The 18,822-nt window shown below is 34.1% G+C and carries 15 protein-coding genes; 9 read left to right on the top strand and 6 right to left on the bottom strand.

Annotated elements, in window-relative coordinates:
* Positions 1 to 9: 9 nt before the first annotated feature.
* On the bottom strand, positions 10 to 1,242 hold the full coding sequence (locus tag ACXGQW_RS05360) for a sigma-54 interaction domain-containing protein (RefSeq protein ID WP_457824068.1): 1,233 nt from the start codon (positions 1,240 to 1,242) through the stop codon (positions 10 to 12).
* A gap of 24 nt (positions 1,243 to 1,266) precedes the next feature.
* Positions 1,267 to 2,724, bottom strand: coding sequence for a tRNA (N6-isopentenyl adenosine(37)-C2)-methylthiotransferase MiaB (miaB, locus tag ACXGQW_RS05355; RefSeq protein WP_457824067.1), 1,458 nt, complete (start codon positions 2,722 to 2,724; stop codon positions 1,267 to 1,269).
* 172 nt (positions 2,725 to 2,896) lie between these two features.
* Here miaB and topA point away from each other — a divergent pair, with 172 nt between their 5' ends.
* The 6 genes from topA (at position 2,897) to porN (ending at position 11,326) form a co-directional block, all read left to right on the top strand.
* Positions 2,897 to 5,431 carry a type I DNA topoisomerase gene (gene topA, locus ACXGQW_RS05350; RefSeq protein WP_457824066.1) on the top strand — a complete coding sequence of 845 codons (2,535 nt, stop codon included), beginning with the start codon at positions 2,897 to 2,899 and terminating at the stop codon, positions 5,429 to 5,431.
* Between the two features lie 5 nt (positions 5,432 to 5,436).
* Positions 5,437 to 6,591 (top strand): formimidoylglutamase, encoded by a 1,155-nt coding sequence (locus ACXGQW_RS05345; RefSeq protein WP_457824065.1) that lies wholly within the window; start codon positions 5,437 to 5,439, stop codon positions 6,589 to 6,591.
* Positions 6,592 to 6,693: 102 nt separating this feature from the next.
* Positions 6,694 to 8,085 carry a T9SS ring complex lipoprotein PorK/GldK gene (porK, locus tag ACXGQW_RS05340; RefSeq protein WP_457824064.1) on the top strand — a complete coding sequence of 464 codons (1,392 nt, stop codon included), beginning with the start codon at positions 6,694 to 6,696 and terminating at the stop codon, positions 8,083 to 8,085.
* Between the two features lie 27 nt (positions 8,086 to 8,112).
* Positions 8,113 to 8,784 carry a type IX secretion system motor protein PorL/GldL gene (porL, locus tag ACXGQW_RS05335; RefSeq protein ID WP_457824063.1) on the top strand — a complete coding sequence of 224 codons (672 nt, stop codon included), beginning with the start codon at positions 8,113 to 8,115 and terminating at the stop codon, positions 8,782 to 8,784.
* A 47-nt stretch (positions 8,785 to 8,831) separates the two neighbouring features.
* Entirely contained in the window at positions 8,832 to 10,406 is a 1,575-nt protein-coding gene (gene porM, locus ACXGQW_RS05330; protein WP_457824062.1) for a type IX secretion system motor protein PorM/GldM, read from the top strand.
* A gap of 8 nt (positions 10,407 to 10,414) precedes the next feature.
* Positions 10,415 to 11,326, top strand: a complete 912-nt coding sequence (gene porN, locus ACXGQW_RS05325) for a type IX secretion system ring subunit PorN/GldN (RefSeq protein WP_457824061.1) — start codon at positions 10,415 to 10,417, stop codon at positions 11,324 to 11,326.
* Positions 11,327 to 11,616: 290 nt separating this feature from the next.
* Here the strand turns inward: porN and ACXGQW_RS05320 are convergent, their stop codons facing one another.
* A complete protein-coding gene (locus ACXGQW_RS05320) occupies positions 11,617 to 13,140 on the bottom strand; it encodes a GH3 auxin-responsive promoter family protein (RefSeq protein WP_457824060.1) in 1,524 nt (507 codons plus the stop codon).
* Between the two features lie 64 nt (positions 13,141 to 13,204).
* On the opposite strand from ACXGQW_RS05320, the gene ACXGQW_RS05315 reads away from it, so the two are divergent.
* Positions 13,205 to 13,999 carry a DUF2797 domain-containing protein gene (locus tag ACXGQW_RS05315; RefSeq protein WP_457824059.1) on the top strand — a complete coding sequence of 265 codons (795 nt, stop codon included), beginning with the start codon at positions 13,205 to 13,207 and terminating at the stop codon, positions 13,997 to 13,999.
* A 37-nt stretch (positions 14,000 to 14,036) separates the two neighbouring features.
* Here ACXGQW_RS05315 and ACXGQW_RS05310 read toward each other — a convergent pair whose 3' ends face one another.
* From ACXGQW_RS05310 to ACXGQW_RS05300, 3 genes are all read right to left on the bottom strand, one after another.
* Positions 14,037 to 14,621, bottom strand: coding sequence for a phosphatase PAP2 family protein (locus tag ACXGQW_RS05310; RefSeq protein WP_457824058.1), 585 nt, complete (start codon positions 14,619 to 14,621; stop codon positions 14,037 to 14,039).
* Positions 14,618 to 14,890, bottom strand: coding sequence for a Sec-independent protein translocase subunit TatA/TatB (locus ACXGQW_RS05305; RefSeq protein WP_457824057.1), 273 nt, complete (start codon positions 14,888 to 14,890; stop codon positions 14,618 to 14,620). The genes ACXGQW_RS05310 and ACXGQW_RS05305 overlap by 4 nt, the downstream gene beginning before the upstream one ends.
* 161 nt (positions 14,891 to 15,051) lie before the next feature.
* Positions 15,052 to 16,215, bottom strand: coding sequence for a 2-isopropylmalate synthase (locus tag ACXGQW_RS05300; protein WP_457824056.1), 1,164 nt, complete (start codon positions 16,213 to 16,215; stop codon positions 15,052 to 15,054).
* A 212-nt stretch (positions 16,216 to 16,427) separates the two neighbouring features.
* Here ACXGQW_RS05300 and ACXGQW_RS05295 point away from each other — a divergent pair, with 212 nt between their 5' ends.
* Together ACXGQW_RS05295 and ACXGQW_RS05290 are read left to right on the top strand one after the other, a co-directional pair.
* Positions 16,428 to 17,972, top strand: coding sequence for a hypothetical protein (locus ACXGQW_RS05295; RefSeq protein WP_457824055.1), 1,545 nt, complete (start codon positions 16,428 to 16,430; stop codon positions 17,970 to 17,972).
* On the top strand, positions 17,969 to 18,760 hold the full coding sequence (locus ACXGQW_RS05290; protein ID WP_457824054.1) for a tRNA pseudouridine synthase A: 792 nt from the start codon (positions 17,969 to 17,971) through the stop codon (positions 18,758 to 18,760). The genes ACXGQW_RS05295 and ACXGQW_RS05290 overlap by 4 nt, the downstream gene beginning before the upstream one ends.
* The last annotated feature ends 62 nt before the right edge of the window (positions 18,761 to 18,822 follow it).

The following is an 18,822-nucleotide window of genomic DNA, read 5'->3' as shown; positions in this document are numbered from 1 at the left end:
TATGTGTTGTTATAAGTTGTATTGCTTAATTTTTCTATAAAGAGTTCTCTCAGAAATCCCTAGTTCTTTAGCCGCTAACTTTCTTTTATTATTGTTTTTTTCTAATGACCTTTTAATCATTTCTATTTCCTTGTCTTGTAAAGATAGGTTTTCATCCTCTTCAATATCTTCTATATAGGAGTATTCTTCGTTAGGAGTATGATGATCTATTTTCGCTTTCTCTTGATAAGCGACCAAGCTAGGAGTAGTATCAATGCTAGGAGATATTGCTTTAGGAATGTTACTGTTGATAAAGCTCTCGGTATCATTGTTTTTGTTCCCTTGCATGATGTTGAGTGTAACTTTCTTGAGTTCATTTAACTCAGATCGTAATTCATAAATCATTTTAAGTAGACTAGATTTTTCATCTTCATTAAAAGCTTTGCGCTCTTCCATTACCATTGGTAAAGAAGACTGACTCAAATTGGGTAAGTAATGTTTTAATGTGCTAATGTCGATGCTTCTGTTTTCTTCAATAATAGAAACTTGCTCGGCGATATTTCTCAACTGCCTAATATTACCAGGAAAATGATATCGGGTTAAAAGTTCCACAGCTTCTTGACTTAGCCTAACGGTTGGCATTTTGTATTTTTGTGCAAAGTCCGAAGCAAATTTTCTGAAAAGAAGGTGTATGTCTTCGTTTCTGTTTCTCAATGGAGGTAACGAAATTTCTATGGTGCTAAGTCTGTAATATAGGTCTTCTCTAAAAGTTCCCTTTTTAATGGCCTCAATCATTTTTACGTTAGTGGCAGCTACAATTCTAACATCGGTTTTTTGAACCTCCGAAGAACCCACTTTAATAAACTCACCATTTTCTAAAACACGCAATAAACGGACTTGAGTGGTTAGCGGGAGTTCACCTACTTCATCTAAAAAAATAGTTCCACCATCGGCAACCTCAAAGTAACCTTTACGAGTATTAGTAGCTCCTGTAAACGCACCTTTTTCGTGTCCAAATAATTCACTATCTATAGTCCCTTCCGGAATAGCACCACAGTTTACAGCAATGTAGTTATTGTGTTTCCTAAGAGATAAGGAGTGAATAATTTTAGGAATACTTTCTTTTCCTACACCACTTTCTCCAATCACCAATACAGAAATATCGGTAGGAGCTACACGGGTAGCTTTTTCAATAGATCTATTGAGCTGAGCATCGTTCCCAATAATTCCAAATCGTTGTTTGATAACTTGAACAGATTCCATACAGAACAGTGTGTATTTTTTGTTTTATGAATGACTAATGTACTCTCCTAATAAAGTAGCAGAGGTACAATCTGTAATTTTAACTTTTACAAAATCCCCAGGTTGTTGATTTTCTCCTTTAGGAAATACAATTGCATAGTTTTGAGAGTTCCTAGCCATCCAATGCTGGTCAGATTTTTTAGAATTAGCTTCAATTAATGCAACAACTGTTTTTCCCAAATAAGCTTGGGTATTATCTAAACTCATTTTTCTTTGTAAATCAATCACTTCTTGCAAACGTCTTTTTTTAACATCTGCGGGAACATCGTCTGGAAATCTTTTTTCTGCAAGCGTTCCAGGTCTTTCAGAATAAGCGAACATAAATCCATAATCGTAGTTCACGTATTCCATTAAAGAAAGTGTGTCTTTGTGTTCTTCTTCCGTTTCCCCACAAAAACCGATAATCATATCTTGAGAAATAGCACAATCAGGAAGTAAAGTCTTGATGTTGTCAATCAATTCCATGTATTCTTCTCTTGTGTGTTGACGATTCATTCTTTCTAATACTGTTGTGCTACCAGATTGTACGGGTAAGTGTAGATATCTACAAATATTCGTATGTTTCACCATGGCGTGTAGTACTTCAATATCCATATCTTGAGGATTGTTGGTAAAGAAACGTACCCACATATCAGGAAAAGTACTAGCCACCATCTTTAATAAATCGGCAAAACCAACCGCAGTTGCTTTGGCTATTTCGCTAGCTTTGTCAAAATCTTTTTTTAGTCCACCTCCATACCAAAGGTAGCTATCAACATTCTGACCCAATAAAGTTACCTCTTTATAACCTTTAGCTTGTAAGTCTTTAATTTCAGAAATAATACTTTGAGGATCTCTACTACGTTCTCTACCTCTTGTAAACGGTACTACACAAAAAGTACACATATTGTCGCAACCACGTGTAATGGTTACAAAGGCAGAAACTCCGTTTGAGTTTAGCCTTACAGGAGAAACATCAGCATAAGTTTCTTCTTTTGATAAAATTACATTTACTGCATTTCTACCTTCATTCACCTCTTCAAGCAAATTAGGTAAATCACGATAAGCATCTGGTCCTACAACCAAATCAACAATTTTTTCTTCTTCTAAGAATTTAGATTTCAAACGCTCTGCCATACAACCTAAAACCCCCACTTTCATGCTAGGGTTTATTTTTTTAATCGCATTGTATTTTTGCAAGCGTTTTCTTATAGTTTGTTCTGCCTTTTCCCTAATGGAGCATGTGTTTACCATTACCAAATCAGCTTCTTCTAAGTTTAGTGTGGTATTATAACCTGTCTCAGATAATATAGAAGCAACAATTTCACTATCGTTCATATTCATTTGACAACCGTAACTTTCTATATATAGTTTTTTGGTGTTGCCTTCCTTTTGTTCAGTAGAAAGAGGATGCCCCTGTTTGTTGGCATCTATAATTTTTTCTTCTGTGGTAACTCTGCTCATTTTTGTGTAAATTTCTAATGGGCAAATTTACAATAAAATTTATGATTTGTGACAAGATGTCATTATATAATACAGTTAAGAAAACCTTAAAAGGACAATTTAAATCTTAGGTTTTAATTTTTCTCCCTACTTTTGTGAGCAAATAGAGTACTAAAAAGGAAGAAAATAAAATATGGCAAGTAATCTTGTAATTGTAGAGTCCCCAGCAAAAGCTAAGACTATAGAGAAGTTTCTAGGTAAAGATTTTCAAGTTGAATCAAGTTTTGGTCACATTGCAGATTTGCCTTCAAACGGTTTGGGGATTGATGTTGATGGAGATTTTTCACCCACCTATATAGTCTCTGATGATAAAAAAGCCGTTGTTAGAAAATTAAAAAGTTTAGCAAAAAAAGCAGATACTGTTTGGCTAGCAAGTGATGAGGATCGAGAGGGAGAAGCTATTGCTTGGCATTTAAAAGAACAGCTAAAGTTAAAGGAAGAAAATACGAAGAGAATTGTATTCAATCAGATTACAAAATCAGCCATATTAAAGGCTGTAGAAAACCCTAGGAATATCAACTATAACTTGGTTGATGCTCAACAAGCACGTAGGGTTTTAGACAGAATTGTAGGATATGAATTATCTCCTGTTTTGTGGAGAAAAGTAAAGGCAGGTTTATCTGCGGGTAGAGTTCAATCCGTAGCTGTTAGGTTAATAGTAGAGAGAGAGAGAAGTATTTTAGATTTTAAATCTGAAGCTTCCTACAAAGTAGTAGCAGAATTTTTTAACGATGAAGGTAAAAAATTTAAAGCAACCATTCCTAAAGCATTTGGTGATAGGAAAGAAGCGGAGTTATTTCTAAATGACTGTGTAGATGCTGAGTTTAAAATTGCAGATTTAACAACAAAGCCTGCTAAAAAATCTCCAGCAGCTCCTTTTACCACTTCCACGTTGCAGCAAGAGGCATCAAGAAAACTAGGGTTTTCTGTGTCTAAAACCATGACAGTTGCCCAGCGTTTGTACGAATCAGGGATTATTACCTACATGAGAACAGATAGCGTGAATTTGTCTAAAGAGGCAAAAGATGCAGCTGCGGATGAAATTACAGCATCATACGGTAAGGAATATAGCAAGCCAAGAGATTTTAATACAAAGTCTAAAGGAGCGCAAGAGGCTCACGAAGCCATTAGACCTACCGATATGACTCGTCACGAAATCAATCAAGAGTACGATCAAAATAGATTGTACGATTTGATTTGGAAAAGAACGTTGGCTTCTCAGATGAGTGATGCCCAATTGGAACGTACCAATGTGAAAATTGAGAATAATAAAAACACAAAGTTGTTTACGGCCAACGGAGAAATGATCAAGTTTGAAGGTTTCCTGAAAGTCTATTTGGAAGGTAATGATAACGAAGATGATGAGCAGGAGCAAGAAGGAATGCTTCCGCGTTTAGCTGTTGGAGATGTGTTAAGACACGAATATATCACCGCTACTCAAAGATTCAGCAAAGCTCCTTACAGATTTACAGAAGCATCACTCGTAAAACAATTAGAAGAATTAGGAATTGGTAGACCTTCTACCTATGCACCTACAATATCTACAGTTTTAAGAAGAGGTTACGTAGAAAAAGGTACGATAGAAGGAGTAGAGAGAAAATACGAGCAGTTTGTTTTAGCAAATAATAAAGTAATCTCTAAAGAGTTAACAGAAAAGGTAGGATCAGATAAAGGAAAATTAGTTCCTACAGATATTGGGAATATTGTAAATGACTTTCTGGTAGCTCATTTCGCAAAAATTTTAGATTACGGTTTTACAGCGAAAGTTGAAGCCCATTTTGATGAAATAGCCCACGGTAATGAGGAGTGGATTGGAATGATAAAGGAATTTTACAACGGATTTCATACCAATGTAAAAGATGTTGCAGAAAATGCAGAAAGAGAAAGTGGGGAAAGAATTTTAGGAACACATCCAGAATCAGGAAGAACAGTTTTAGTGCGTTTAGGTAAATTTGGACCTTTGGCTCAAATTGGGGGACCTGACGATGAAGAAAAAGAATTCGCAAGTTTATTAAAAGAGCAAAATTTAGGGACTATTACTTTAGAAGAGGTTTTAGATTTGTTTTTGCTACCTAAAAATTTAGGAGAATATAAAGGAGAAGAGGCTATTGTCTCTAATGGTCGTTTTGGACCTTATATAAAGTATGGAACAATGTATGTTTCTTTAGATAGAGGAGAAGATCCAATGTCTGTGGATTTTGACAGAGCAGTTGAATTGATAGAAGCAAAAATTGAAGCAGATGCTCCCATTGCAGAGTATGAAAACCTACCAGTCCAAAAAGGAGTAGGTCGTTTTGGGCCATTCATCAAGTGGAATGGTATGTTTATCAATGTAAACAAAAAGTACGATTTTGATCATTTATCTAATGATGATATTATAGAACTCATTGAAGCGAAGAAGCAAAAAGAAATAGATAAAGTCGTTCATAACTGGGAAGAAGAAGGAATTAGAGTAGAAAAGGCTCGTTGGGGAAGACATAATATCTTAAAAGGGAAAACTAAGATTGAATTAGCCAAAACTATTGATGCGGCCGCTTTAACCTTAGAAGAGGTAAAGGATATTATAGAAAAGAATGCTCCTAAGAAAAAAACAAGAGCTAAAAAAACTCCAGCTAAAAAAGCGACAACCAAAAAAACGACAGCTAAGAAAACTGCAAAAAAGAAATAAATTCGATGATCCAAGATTTTTTTATTCCTGTATCTGATGAGTTTTTAACAGATGATTTTAAGCAGAAAGATAGTATTGGAAGTCGGTTAGAACAATATACAAAAGACTCTGGATTTCCAGATTTGAAAGATGTTAGGATAGCATTATTTGATGTAAGAGAAGGTAGGGGGAATGTATTAAATCTAGATACAGCTATTGGTGCTGATGAAGTCAGAAGAGATTTTTATAAGTTGTTTTATGGGAATTGGAGCGTATGTATTGCAGATTTAGGAAGCGTTTTAGCGGGTGAAATAATTAAGGACACTTACTACGCAGTAAAAAAAATTGTATCTTATCTGTGTAAAAAAAATATAATACCCGTAATCATTGGCGGTAGTATTGATTTGGTGTATGCAAATTACAGAGCATACGATGAACTAGATCAAACAGTAAACCTATCAGTTGCAAGTCCTAGATTTGGATTTGGAGAACTAGAAAATGAGCTGAGTGCACAATCTTACTTGAGTAAAATTATTTTAGAAGAACCCAATAACTTGTTTAATTATTCAAATATAGGTTATCAAACCTACTATAATTCGCAGGAAGAAATTTCTTTGATGGATTCCTTGAGCTTTGAAGCTTATAGATTAGGTTCATTAAAAGATGTATCTGTAGCAGAGCCAATGATGAGAGATGCTGATATAGTTGCTATTGATTTAGGAGTGGTAAAAGCACAAGATGCACCAGCGAATGGAAATGTCAATCCGAATGGATTAGAAGGTGATGTAGCGTGTGCCTTGGGTAGATATGCCGGAATAAGTGATAAAGTAACTTCTTTTGGCATCTATGAGTTTAACAAGTATTATGATATAAATAATAGAACGAGCAAGCTGGTATCACAACTAATTTGGTACTTTGTAGAGGGAGTTTCATTAAGAACGAACGATTATCCGTATGGTTCTAAGAAAAACTACTTAAAGTATATAGTTCCTTTTGAGGGAAAAAACATCATTTTTTACCAAAGCGATAAAAGTTCACGATGGTGGATGCAGGTAGAGTTTTTGGTTGAAGATAAGTACAATAGACATGTGTTAATTCCTTGTTCTTATGAGGATTACCTAAATGCGATTGCGCAAAAATTGCCTGAGAGATGGTACAATGTAAATAAGAAATTAACATAGAATTGTAAAAAAAGTAATTTAAGAAACATTGTAACGTTGCTTAATTAGAATTAATTTTCTAAGTTTACGAAATTCTATAAAAAGATATAATAACGATAATCTATGAAGAATATACTGTTAATGTCCATGCTGGCAATTACTCTAATAAGTTGTAGTGGAAGCTTTGGAGATGGTGGAGAACTTGTAGGGGCTAGAGCCGAGGAAGAATGGTTTACTGAAACACCATTTGGGATGGTTTTGATACCTGGAGGAACATTCACAATGGGTAAAACCGAAGAAAACCGATGGGGAGGATTTGAGGCTCCACCTAAAAGTGTATCTGTAAGAGAGTTCTTTATGGACGATACTGAAATTACCAATAGCGAATACAAGCAGTTTGTTTACTGGGTAAGAGATTCAATCGTAAGAACAGAATTAGCAAATTATGCAGAATCTGCTCCTCCTTCCGATGAAGACGAGGAATATCTATCGATAGCAGATTATAAATATCTTTCTACAGACGAAGATTTGGATGATGAAGAAGTGGAAGAATTTTCACCTTATCAAAAGTATATGATCAAAACTTACGGTTCCATCAATTGGAATCACAAAGGTACTTTGCCCTTAAATTGGGAAGTTCCTTTGCAGTGGGATGTCAACAACTATGTAGACGAATCTTACGCTGAAGTAATGGATCAAATGTACTTGCCAAGAGAAGATGTTGGAGGAAATAGAATATTTGATACTTCATTATTAAAGTATTCGTACTTAGAAAGTAACAAAGAAGTTTCTTCTAATGTTAACGAAAAAAATAATATGATTCCAGTAGACTTAAATGTTTATCCGGATACTACGGTTTGGGCAAGAGATTTTGCGTATTCTAATAATGATGTAATGGTAAAAAATTATTTTTGGCATGCGGCTTACGAAGAATATCCTGTAGTTGGTGTTACTTGGAATCAAGCTAAGGCTTTTTGTAATTGGAGAACAAAAAAGAAAAACGATTATTTATCAGCAATTGGTTCTGGAATTAAAAGTCCAGAATTTAGACTGCCGACAGAAGCAGAATGGGAATTTGCTGCTAGAGGTGGTATTGAAAACGGTAAATATCCATGGGGAGGTCCATACATGACAGACTCAGAAGGTTACTATTTAGCGAACTTTAGACCTAAAAGAAACAATCTGGCTGCTGACGGATTTACGTATACCGTAGAGGCTTTTTCTTATCAGGCAAACGATTACGGTTTGTACAACATGGCAGGGAACGTTTCGGAGTGGACATCTACTGCTTATAACATAACAGCATCATATATTACATCATCATTAAGTGCTGATGTTGATGATCCAAAAAATAAGAGAAAGATTATTAGAGGAGGATCTTGGAAAGATATTGCTTACTTTTTAGAAGTAAGTACTAAAGATTACGAATATGCAGATTCTGCAAAGAGTTATATTGGATTTAGAACAGTTCAAGATTACTTAGGAGAGGCAGACTGGGATAAACTAAACTATTAATAAAACACAAACTAAAAGAAGAAGATTATGTTACACTCGAAAGGATTTAAGAAATTTATGGCAATGGCTTACGGAATTGGTGGAGCGATTGTAATTGTAGGAGCTTTATTCAAATTAATGCACTGGCCTGGAGCAAGTGAAATGTTAATTGTTGGTTTAGGAACGGAAGCTCTTATATTCGTAATTTCTGCATTTGAACCATTACCAGCAGAAGAATTAGACTGGTCTCTAGTATACCCAGAATTGGCTGGTGGACAAGCTAGTAGTGGTAAGAAAAAAGAAATTAGTACACCAGAAGGAGTGTTAACAAAAAAGATAGATGAAATGTTAGCTGCTGCCAAATTAGATGCAGGTGTAATTAATAAGCTAACAACTAGTATGAATAACTTATCATCTGCTGCTAAGCAAATTGGTGAAGGTACTAGCGCAGCAACGGATACAGTTAAATACAACAAAGAAATCACTTCTGCGGCTAACCACTTAGAGAAAATTAACACAATGTATGCTGCGCAAGAAGAAAGCATGTCTAAAGTTCAATCTGCACAAGTAGAAGTATTAAACAATCAATCTAAATTGATAAGCTCTGTATCTCAAAAATCTGAAGAACTTACCAACCAAATGTCAGCGTTATCTAAAAACATATCTTCTTTAAACAATGTATACGGAGGAATGTTAAGCGCAATGGGAGCAAAAAATTAATCTACCATAGATAAATAGATATTAATTAATTTAAAAAACTAGAATTTATGGCAGGAGGTAAGTTGAGCCCAAGGCAGAAGATGATTAATCTTATGTACTTAGTATTGTTAGCCTTGTTAGCAATGCAGGTATCTGTTGAGGTGATGGAAGCATTCTCTAAAATCTACTATAGATCAGAGAGCGCAATTGATCAAAGTGTTGAGAAGAATCAGAAAGTATTATCTGATTTAGAAAGATTAGCTAAAGAAAATCCGGCACAATATAAAGATACTTATGAAGTTTCTAAAGAAGTTTATGAGGTGTCTAATGAGTTTGTATCTGAAGTACAGGTTCTAAAAGATAAAATTAAAGAATTATTCCCTGTAGATCCTGAAACAGGAAAGTTACCCGCTACTGAAATGGGTAAAGGAGATAAGTTTGACGAATTTTTATTTGCTGCTGATGGATACACACCAGAAGGAAAGAAATTTGTTCAGTCTGTAGATGTTTTTAGATCAAAGATGTTAAAACTAATCGGAGATCAAAATCCATCTGTTATAAAACAAATTGAAGATAATTTTGATACAAAACCAGTTCCTTCTGAAGAAGATCCAAGTGTTAAGAAAGATTGGTTAACTTACAACTTTAAAGGTTTACCAGCAATTGGATCTATTGCGATTTTGTCAAGTATGCAGAATACGGTATTAGGTTTAGGTAACGAATCTTTAACAGGGTTTTTAGCAGGAAGATTGAAGAAATCAACATCAGCTAGTAACTTACAAGCATTCGTGAAGTTAAACAAGAATACTTATAGTCCAGGAGATAAGGTAACTGCTGAAGTGTTTTTAGCGAGTAAGGACAATACCAAAGTACCTAACGAAGTTAAAATTAACGGTACCAATATTGACCTTAATAACAAGGCTAATTTCAAGGATGGTAAAGTAATTTATACTTTTAAAGCAGGAGGAATAGGAGATAGACCTATTTTAGGACAATTTACTTTTATTGAAAAAGGTCAACCTATTACTGTGGATATTGAAAGTAATTATTCCGTAGTTGCAGGTTCTAATCAAGCAATTATTTCTGCTGATAAAATGAATGTAGTTTATAGAGGTTTAGAAAACCCTATTACTATTTCCTTACCAGGGGTGAGCCCAACTAAAATTAAGGCAGTTGCTCCAGGATTGGTAAGAAAAAGTGGAACAGCTTATATCTTAAGACCAGGTAAAGGAAAAACGGTAAGCATCAATGTATCAGCTGTAACTGACAAAGGAGAAAAAATAAAATCTCCACCAGTAACGTTTAGAATTAAAGATATTCCTCAAGCTATGGCAAGTATTAGAGGAGAGTATGGTTCTATTAAAATGCCAAAAGGTAGTTTGGCTAAGTCATCTATCAATGCAGGATTACCAGATTTTGTATTTGATTTGAAATTAAGAGTAAAAAGTTTTAAAGTTAAAGTACCTGGTAAAACGACTGTAATTGTAAATGGAGGAAGAATGAGTACTCAAGCTCAAAAAGCTGTAGCAAGTGCTAAAAGAGGTGATATTGTTACTATCTTTGGTATTAGAGCGAGTATCGTTGGAAACTCTTCTTACAGATTAAAAGAAGTATTACCAATTAGTGTAGAAATTTCTAATTAACATATATAATGAAGAAATATAAAGTAGTTAATGCGTTTTTGTTTTTGTTCTTTGCAACAACAATAGTAGCTTTTTCACAGTCTAGTTTTGGCTTGTTAAATGCTAAAAAGGTATCTGATATTGGAAAGAAATCTGACGAACGTATTCGTTTAGATCAAGACAAGCCTTTGCCATATGAGTACGTGGATGAGCGTGACATATTATGGTCTAAAGTTGTTTGGGAAACAATTGATTTATATCAAAGACCAAATTTCAAATTATATTACCCAATTAATGAAGAGGACACTTCTCAGACAAGTAAATCTTTGTTCTCTAATTTGCTATCTAGCATAAGAAAAGGTGATATAACTGAAGTTTATGAAGATTCTCAGTTCATAAATAAACTACCTGTTTCTGAAATTGAAAAAAAATTAGTTAGAATTGATACTGCTAGTTATGGATACGATCTTTTAAATGAAGGTGAAACTAACATTGATGAGTATATTGATAAAAATTACATCAAACCTCAAGATATTCAAGGATATCAAATTAAGGGTATTTGGTACTTCAATAAGCTAACTGGTCAAATGAATTACAGGTTATTGGCGATAGCTCCAATGGCACCAGATGTTCAGACTATCGGGAGAGACGATATTGAAGACGATGCGATTTACCCATTATTTTGGGTATTTTATCCAGATGCTAGAAATGTACTACACAGAGCAAAACCTATCAAGACCGGATTTGTGTCTCATGTAGAGTCTTATGATTATATACTAAACACGAGAGACTTTTTATCAACCATAACCAAAGAAGAGAATATGTTTGGTAACAGAAGTATTAACGAATACATCAGAGGGAACTCCTTATTTCAGTTGAGAGAAGCTGAAAAAATTAAGGATGACATTAGAGATTTAGAATCTGATATGTGGACATACTAAACTATTTTTAATTGAATAGTTAAGTCCTATACAAACATATCACTTCTAGGATAAATTTTAAAAGTAGCTGAACAAATTACAATTTGTTCAGCTACTTTTTTTATGGTTGTACTACCAAATTTTTAAAGATATAGGAGGTGCCAGTTTGAATTAACCTCTGAGTTCAGTGAGTGAAATAGTTTACTTTACACACATTGGTTAGATGTCTGACTGTTCTTTAACGTTTCTAGTCAGTATTTTGGCTATATTTAAGAGTTGATTGTAAAAGTATGCTTTTGTACAGATTCACATCAACCGACAGGTGTTTTGTATGATTTGATTTCTTCTAGGTACTCTCTAGTGTTATATAATCTTGGAACTTTATGTTGTCCTCCTAGTTTGTTTTTACTTTTTAACCAATAATGGAATTGATGCTTATCAGCTACATGAACAATGGGTCTACCGAGAGTTATGTTCTTATACCTCTTGGCTTCGTAATCGGAATTGATGTCTTGTAACGATTGATCTAGTTGATCAGTAAAAAAAATCATATCGGCAGGAAGCTTTTCAAATTCAATTAACCATTCATGACTCCCCTTATTATTTAATTCCATAAAAATGGGAGCAACCGTATATTCTTTAATGCTCGAATCAGTTTGTTCGCAAGCTATTTTTAAAGCATCTTCAGCGTTTTCTATAATCAACTCCTCTCCAAAAACATTGATAAAGTGCTTGGTTCTTCCCGTAATCTTAATTCGGTGGGGTTGCAATGAGGTGAACTTTATCGTATCTCCAATAATATATCTCCACAATCCTGCATTGGTTGTGATGACAAGCGCATAATTTTTATGAAGTTCAACGTCAGCCAAAGAGATGGTTTTTGAATGAACGCTGTTGTAAGAGTCCATTGGAATAAACTCGTAAAATATTCCATAGTCTAGCATCAATAACAAGTCGTTACAATCATTTTGATCTTGAATGGCAAAAAAACCTTCGGAAGCATTGTAGGTTTCGTAATATTTAAAATTCGCTGAAGGGATTAGCTTTTTGTATTGCTCCTTGTATGGACTAAAATTTACTCCTCCATGAAAATATACCTCTAAGTTTGGCCAAACTTCTAAAATGTTTTGTTTACCTGTATGCTCTAAAACTTTCTCTAGCAATACCATCATCCAAGAAGGAACTCCTGCTAGGCTGGTTATATTCTGTTTAACAGTTTCTTTCACAATAGCATCCATCTTTGCTTCCCATTCAGACATCAAAGCCACTTCTTGTTTAGGAGCACTGCTCATATCTGCCCATATAGGCATATTTTCAATAATTATAGCAGAGAGATCACCGAAGTATGCATCATTGTCCTCGTATACGGCACTACTTCCTCCCAGCCTAAGATTTTTGCCTGTAAATAGTTTAGCTTCACTATTGTTGTTGTAAAAGAGTGTAAGCATATCTTTCCCTCCTTTAAAGTGACATTGCTTAATGGCATCTTCACTTACTGGAATAAATTTGCTCTTATCGTTGGTAGTACCGCTTGATTTTGCGTACCACTTAATTTTCTCATGCCAAATAATACTTTTTCCTGTAGTTCTCTGCTCTTCTATATAAGGACTCAAAGCTTCATAATTTACTAATGGAATTTTACTTTTAAAATCTTGGTAATTTTTTATCTTTTTAAAAGCATATTTCTTTCCATAAACAGTTTTAGAGGCTGCATCGATAAGTAGCAACATCTGATCGTTTTGAACCTCTACGGGGTATTTTAAAAACAATTCAATTTGATGCTTTCTCTTTTTTAAAAACCATGAAATAATTGAATTTACGAAGGGTAATGTCATTACTTTAGATGCTTAATGCGGGTTAAAATACATATATTTGACTTATCTAATTTAGTTTTTTTCTATGAAATACAGCGGAGTATTAGCAAAAATGGCTACGGAAAATGCAGAGCAAGTCCAGTATTATTTAAATACAGATACTCATGTATTAAACATGAATCAACTTTTAAATAAGACAATAACCCTTACTTTTGATGGTTATGAATGCTTGTGTTGCCGTAAAGAGAAAAAGATTTTTAGACAAGGTCATTGTTACGAGTGTTTTTACGAACAGCCCTCCGTTGCAGACTGGGTGATGAAGCCTGAATTGAGTAAAGCGCATTTAGGAATTGAAGATAGGGATTTGGCTTATGAGCAAGCAGCACAGTTGCAACCTCATATCGTATACTTAGCGTTGTCTAGTAACGTAAAAGTTGGAGTGACTAGAAAAACCCAAATACCAACTCGTTGGATAGATCAGGGAGCTACCAAAGCAGTACCTTTTGTAGAAGTTCCTAACAGATATTTAGCAGGAATTACAGAAGTTGCGATAAAAGAGCATGTGAGCGATAAAACTAGCTGGCAAAAAATGCTAAAAAATGATATTGCTGACGGGAATTTAACAACAGTTAAAGAGAAATTAAAGCAATATTTACCCGATGAGACTAAGGAATATTACGTAGAAGAACACAGCGTTTTAGAGCTGAATTTTCCTGTGGAAAGCTATCCTACTAAAGTAGCGAGTTTAAACTTAGTCAAAGAAAATTCATATCAAGGAAAATTGAAAGGAATTAAAGGACAATATTTAATTTTTGAAGATGGAAAAGTATTTAACGTTAGAGGGAACGAAGGATACAAGGTGTCTCTAGAGGTTATTTAGAGTAATCTCCATTTATTATCACAAAAAAAGAGCAGTCTTAAACTGCTCTTTTTTTGTGATAAAACCATTTATTCAAAAGATATTGTACTAGCTTGTAATAAAAAATGGCTTCCACAAATCCTAAAATGTATCCCGAAATAATATCTAAAGGATAATGTTTACCCATATAAATTCTACTGTAAGCAAAGATGGCAGGAAAAATAAAAAAGATCCAAAACCACTTATACTTATCTCTAAAAACAAAAAATATAAAAGCAGTAAGAGCCATTGATGTGGTAGCGTGACCAGACACAAAACTGTAGCTGTGCGTACATTTTAGGATTCTGATAGATTCCATAACCCCTTCTTGCCAACAAGGTCTTGGTCTCAAAGTAGTATGTTTTATAATGTTCACTAAAGTATCGGACAAACCTGCCATAACTACCATAAAGAAAAATATAAATAGTCCTACTCTTCGGTCGTATCTTTTAATCAAAAAATAAATCCACAGCAAGAAAAGAGGAGACCAGTATACAGGCTTGGTAAAGGTTAACCAAATAATATCAAAAGGCTCAGAACCAAAATTATTTAATAAAATTAAAAGCTCTCTATCAGCTTTAACAATAGTGTCTATAAAACTCATCTTCTTCTACTGATAGGGCCAGTCATGTCTTCAATGTCCTGTTTAACATCGTCCACAGCTTTTTTAACATCTTTGGTAACATCCAAGTCAACACCAGCGTTGTTGGCACTATTATTAATTTCTCTTTTAATGTCGTTAGTAGCGTTCTTTACTTGATTCATTCCTTTGGCCAAACCTCTAGCAATCTCAGGAATTTTATCAGCACCAAAAAACATTACGACAATCAGTAAAATAACAAATATTTCAGGACCTCCAATAAATAAAAACATAGTGTTCTGATTTTTAGCAAAGATAACAATTAATTAAAACGTGGAGTTTTATAAAAAATAAAAAGAGAATGCTCAAAATTTACAATCCACATACACTTTATAGGTGATTTAATTATGGAGAAGTTTTAAGCAGTCTCTTTAATAAAAAAGTTAAACAATGCTTAACTTAATTTGATGTTGTTTTGTTCCATGATAACATGGATATCATCATCTAATACTTCTTTTTTAGAATCCGCATAGTCCAAAAACTTAGGATATATAGAATCTAATTCTAGTTTGGTAAGTTCGTATCCAACGTTTTTTGCTCTGTAAGCTAAAGCAGCTCTACCACTACGTGCAGTTAACACAATAGCAGATTCTGTGACACCAACCTCCGCAGGATCCATAATTTCGTAAGTCTCTCTGTTTTTAATCACTCCATCTTGGTGAATTCCAGAAGAATGCGCAAAAGCATTAGAACCTACTACAGCTTTGTTGGCCTGTACAAACATTCCCATATGCTCTTGAACCATTTGAGAAGTGCTGTACAATAATTTAGTATTTACACCAGTATCTAGGTTAAGATCAGGGTGTTGTTTCATAATCATCACCACCTCTTCTAAAGAAGTGTTACCTGCTCTTTCTCCTATACCGTTGATGGTACATTCTATTTGACGAGCACCATTGATAGCACCAGCAATAGAGTTGGCCGTTGCCAAACCTAAATCGTTATGACAATGACAAGATAAAGTAGCTTTATCAATCCCCGCTACGTTTTCTTTTAAATATTTTATTTTTGCACCGTATTCATCTGGCAAGCAGTAACCTGTTGTGTCAGGAATATTTAAAACGGTGGCACCAGCTTTAATAACAGCCTCGCAAACTCTCGCTAAATATTCGTTATCCGTACGTCCAGCATCCTCTGCGTAAAATTCAACATCCTCCACAAATCCTTTGGCATATTTAACAGCAGCTACAGCTCTTTCTATAATAGCGTCTCTATTAGATTTAAATTTAAATTGAATATGCGAATCGGAAGTACCAATTCCTGTATGAATTCTTGGTCTTTTAGCGTATTTAAGAGCTTCAGCAGCCACTTTAATATCATTCTCAACCGATCTTGTCAATCCACAAACGGTTGCGTTTTTTACAATTTTAGCAATCGCTTCTACAGACTTAAAGTCACCTGGACTAGAAACTGGAAACCCTGCTTCAATAATGTCAACCCCTAACAAATCTAAACGCTCTGCAATAACTAATTTTTGCTCTGTGTTTAGTTTACATCCTGGAACTTGCTCTCCATCTCTAAGAGTAGTATCAAATATTTGTACGTGATCCTTAGCCATTATTGTGTTGTTTTTTTACTTTAAGCTAACAAAAATAAGATTCTACTAAAGCCATTAAAACTGTATATAATTTACCTTTCCTTTGGTCAAAGATTGTTTTTTGATACAAAGTATAGCAAATACAGGCTTCTGATGATTTTATTATTACGATACCCAAGTAAAAAAATCTGAATATTTTCGTACTTTTGATAAGAATTAGGACACCGATTTACATGAAAAAAGAAAAGAAAGACCCATTATTTTCACTTATCAAGTCACTTAGCAAATCCGAAAAGAGGCAATTCAAGCTATACGCAGGTAGATTAGAGGGAAATACGCAATCTAATTTTATGTCCTTATTTGTATTGATGGATAAAATTAAAGTCTACGACGAAAAACTAATTTTATCAAAAACAGGAATAAGAAAACAGCAAATATCTAATACCAAAGCACATTTGTATAGGCAAATCTTAATTAGCCTAAGGTTGAGTCCTATTCATCAAAATAGCATTACACAAATAAGAGAACAGATAGATTTTGCAACTATTTTATATACCAAAGGTTTATATAAGCAAAGTTTAAGGTTGTTAGATAAAACAAAATCTGTAGCAGTTTCTAAAGAACAGTATAATTTAGCTTATGAAATTATTGAGCTAGAAAAGGTAATTGAGTCTCAGTACATCACTAGAAGTATGAGTGATCGTGCAGATACTTTGGCCATCGAAGCCAAAAACATCAACCAAAAAAATGTTGTTACTAGTAAGTTGTCCAACCTGTCTTTACAACTGTATAGTTGGTTTTTAAAACACGGTTATGCCCGAAATGATCAGGACACTCAAATTGTTGAAAAATATTACGCAGATCGTATTCCAAAATATAAGTTTACAGATTTGGGATTTACAGGTAAAATGTATTTGTATCAAGCCAATTTATGGCAGGGGTTTATTACACAAGATTTTATAGCCTGTTACCGTAACTCGCAAAAATTGGTTCAGTTGTTTCATGATTTACCAGACATGAAAAAACTACATCCTGTATTCTACTTAAAGGCCGTAAACTACTTGCTAGAATCGTTGTTTTACCTTCAGAAAAACGATAAGTTTCAAGAAACGTTAAATAGCCTAACAAACGAAATTAACGAAGAAAAAATATTCTCGTCCGAAAACACCCAAAATCTTTGTTTTCTCTATTTATATCAGCATAAAATTAATTCCTTTTATCTAACAGGAGAGTTTAAAAAAGGGACAGATTTTGTTGAACGTGTTTTAATAGAATTAGACAAAACGGATAAAAAAATAGATGCGCATCACGTTATGCTATTTTATTACAAAATAGCTTGCATGTATTTTGGAGCAGGAGATTACGAAAAATGTATTTATTACTTAAATAAAATTATTAAAAACAAAGACCTAAAAATGCGTGAAGATTTGCTTTGCTACACACGCGTTTTAAATTTGGTTGCTCATTACGAATCTGGAGACGACGAATACATAGAAGAGCTAATCAAATCTACCTATAAGTTTTTGTTAAAAATGAATAGCCTTTACGAGGTGCAAAGAAAAATGATTAAGTTTTTAAGAAACTTAAGTAATTTATATCCGCACGAACTAAGAAAATCATTCAAAGTACTGTACGAGGAGCTAAAAGTGTACGAAGACCATCCGTATGAAAAACGCTCTTTCCTGTATTTAGACATCTTATCTTGGTTAGAATCCAACATAAAAGGAGTACCTGTTGAAGAAATTGTAAAACAAAAAATAGAAAGGCAACAAAATTGAAATACAAAAACGATAGTTACTACTTAATAAAACTACAATACTTAGGATTTAGATTTCATGGTTGGCAAAAACAACCAGATGTAAAAACAGTACAAGGAACTTTAGAAAAAACGCTAAAATTCATCTTTGAGCACGACGTTTTTAAAACTTTAGCACAAGGAAGAACAGATGCCATGGTGTCTGCCCACGAAGCTTACTGCCATTTAATCACCAAAGAACCCTATGAATTAGAGTGGTTATTAACTTCGTTAAATAAAAACTTACCTCAAGACATCAAAGTGCTAGAGGTGCGAGAAACAGATGCCAAGTTCGACATTATACAAGCGGCCAAAATAAAGGAATATCATTACCTGTTTTCGCATGGAGAAAGAAATCACCCTTTTTGCGCTTCACTAATCACAGGTAAAAACAGTGAGTTAGATATTGAGCTGATGAAAAAAGGAGCCAAGCTATTCGAAGGGCAACATAATTTTAAAAAATACACCAAAAGAGCAAGTGAACATACGGTTTTTGAAAGAGAAGTTTATATTTCAGAAATCATAGAGAACACCTTGTATCAAGCCAATTTTTTTCCCAAAAAGAGCTTTATCTATAAAGTTACAGGGCCCGGATTTATGAGATATCAAATAAGAATTATGATGGGAACACTATTTCAACTAGGAATGGGAGAAATAACTTTTGAACAATTAGGCAAAACACTAAGCAATTGGAATGACGATGTAGTGCTAAACGAAATTGCCCCAGCCAGTGGATTAATTTTATATAAAAATAGTTTTACAGATGCGTAGGGCATTTCCCTAACGGGTCGGGCTATCCGCTATATCTTTTGGTTTAGGATACTTCGAGTACC

The organism is Wenyingzhuangia sp. IMCC45533, assembly GCF_054111225.1.
This window is presented reverse-complemented; position numbering and strand designations above follow the sequence as displayed.

What these genes read in the sequence shown, in the direction of transcription:
- ACXGQW_RS05360 (WP_457824068.1), bottom strand. Translation starts at nt 1,242, where the DNA reads ATGGAATCTGTTCAAGTTATCAAACAACGATTTGGAATTATTGGGAAC.
- miaB (WP_457824067.1), bottom strand. Translation starts at nt 2,724, where the DNA reads ATGAGCAGAGTTACCACAGAAGAAAAAATTATAGATGCCAACAAACAG.
- topA (WP_457824066.1), top strand. Translation starts at nt 2,897, where the DNA reads ATGGCAAGTAATCTTGTAATTGTAGAGTCCCCAGCAAAAGCTAAGACT.
- ACXGQW_RS05345 (WP_457824065.1), top strand. Translation starts at nt 5,437, where the DNA reads ATGATCCAAGATTTTTTTATTCCTGTATCTGATGAGTTTTTAACAGAT.
- porK (WP_457824064.1), top strand. Translation starts at nt 6,694, where the DNA reads ATGAAGAATATACTGTTAATGTCCATGCTGGCAATTACTCTAATAAGT.
- porL (WP_457824063.1), top strand. Translation starts at nt 8,113, where the DNA reads ATGTTACACTCGAAAGGATTTAAGAAATTTATGGCAATGGCTTACGGA.
- porM (WP_457824062.1), top strand. Translation starts at nt 8,832, where the DNA reads ATGGCAGGAGGTAAGTTGAGCCCAAGGCAGAAGATGATTAATCTTATG.
- porN (WP_457824061.1), top strand. Translation starts at nt 10,415, where the DNA reads ATGAAGAAATATAAAGTAGTTAATGCGTTTTTGTTTTTGTTCTTTGCA.
- ACXGQW_RS05320 (WP_457824060.1), bottom strand. Translation starts at nt 13,140, where the DNA reads ATGACATTACCCTTCGTAAATTCAATTATTTCATGGTTTTTAAAAAAG.
- ACXGQW_RS05315 (WP_457824059.1), top strand. Translation starts at nt 13,205, where the DNA reads ATGAAATACAGCGGAGTATTAGCAAAAATGGCTACGGAAAATGCAGAG.
- ACXGQW_RS05310 (WP_457824058.1), bottom strand. Translation starts at nt 14,621, where the DNA reads ATGAGTTTTATAGACACTATTGTTAAAGCTGATAGAGAGCTTTTAATT.
- ACXGQW_RS05305 (WP_457824057.1), bottom strand. Translation starts at nt 14,890, where the DNA reads ATGTTTTTATTTATTGGAGGTCCTGAAATATTTGTTATTTTACTGATT.
- ACXGQW_RS05300 (WP_457824056.1), bottom strand. Translation starts at nt 16,215, where the DNA reads ATGGCTAAGGATCACGTACAAATATTTGATACTACTCTTAGAGATGGA.
- ACXGQW_RS05295 (WP_457824055.1), top strand. Translation starts at nt 16,428, where the DNA reads ATGAAAAAAGAAAAGAAAGACCCATTATTTTCACTTATCAAGTCACTT.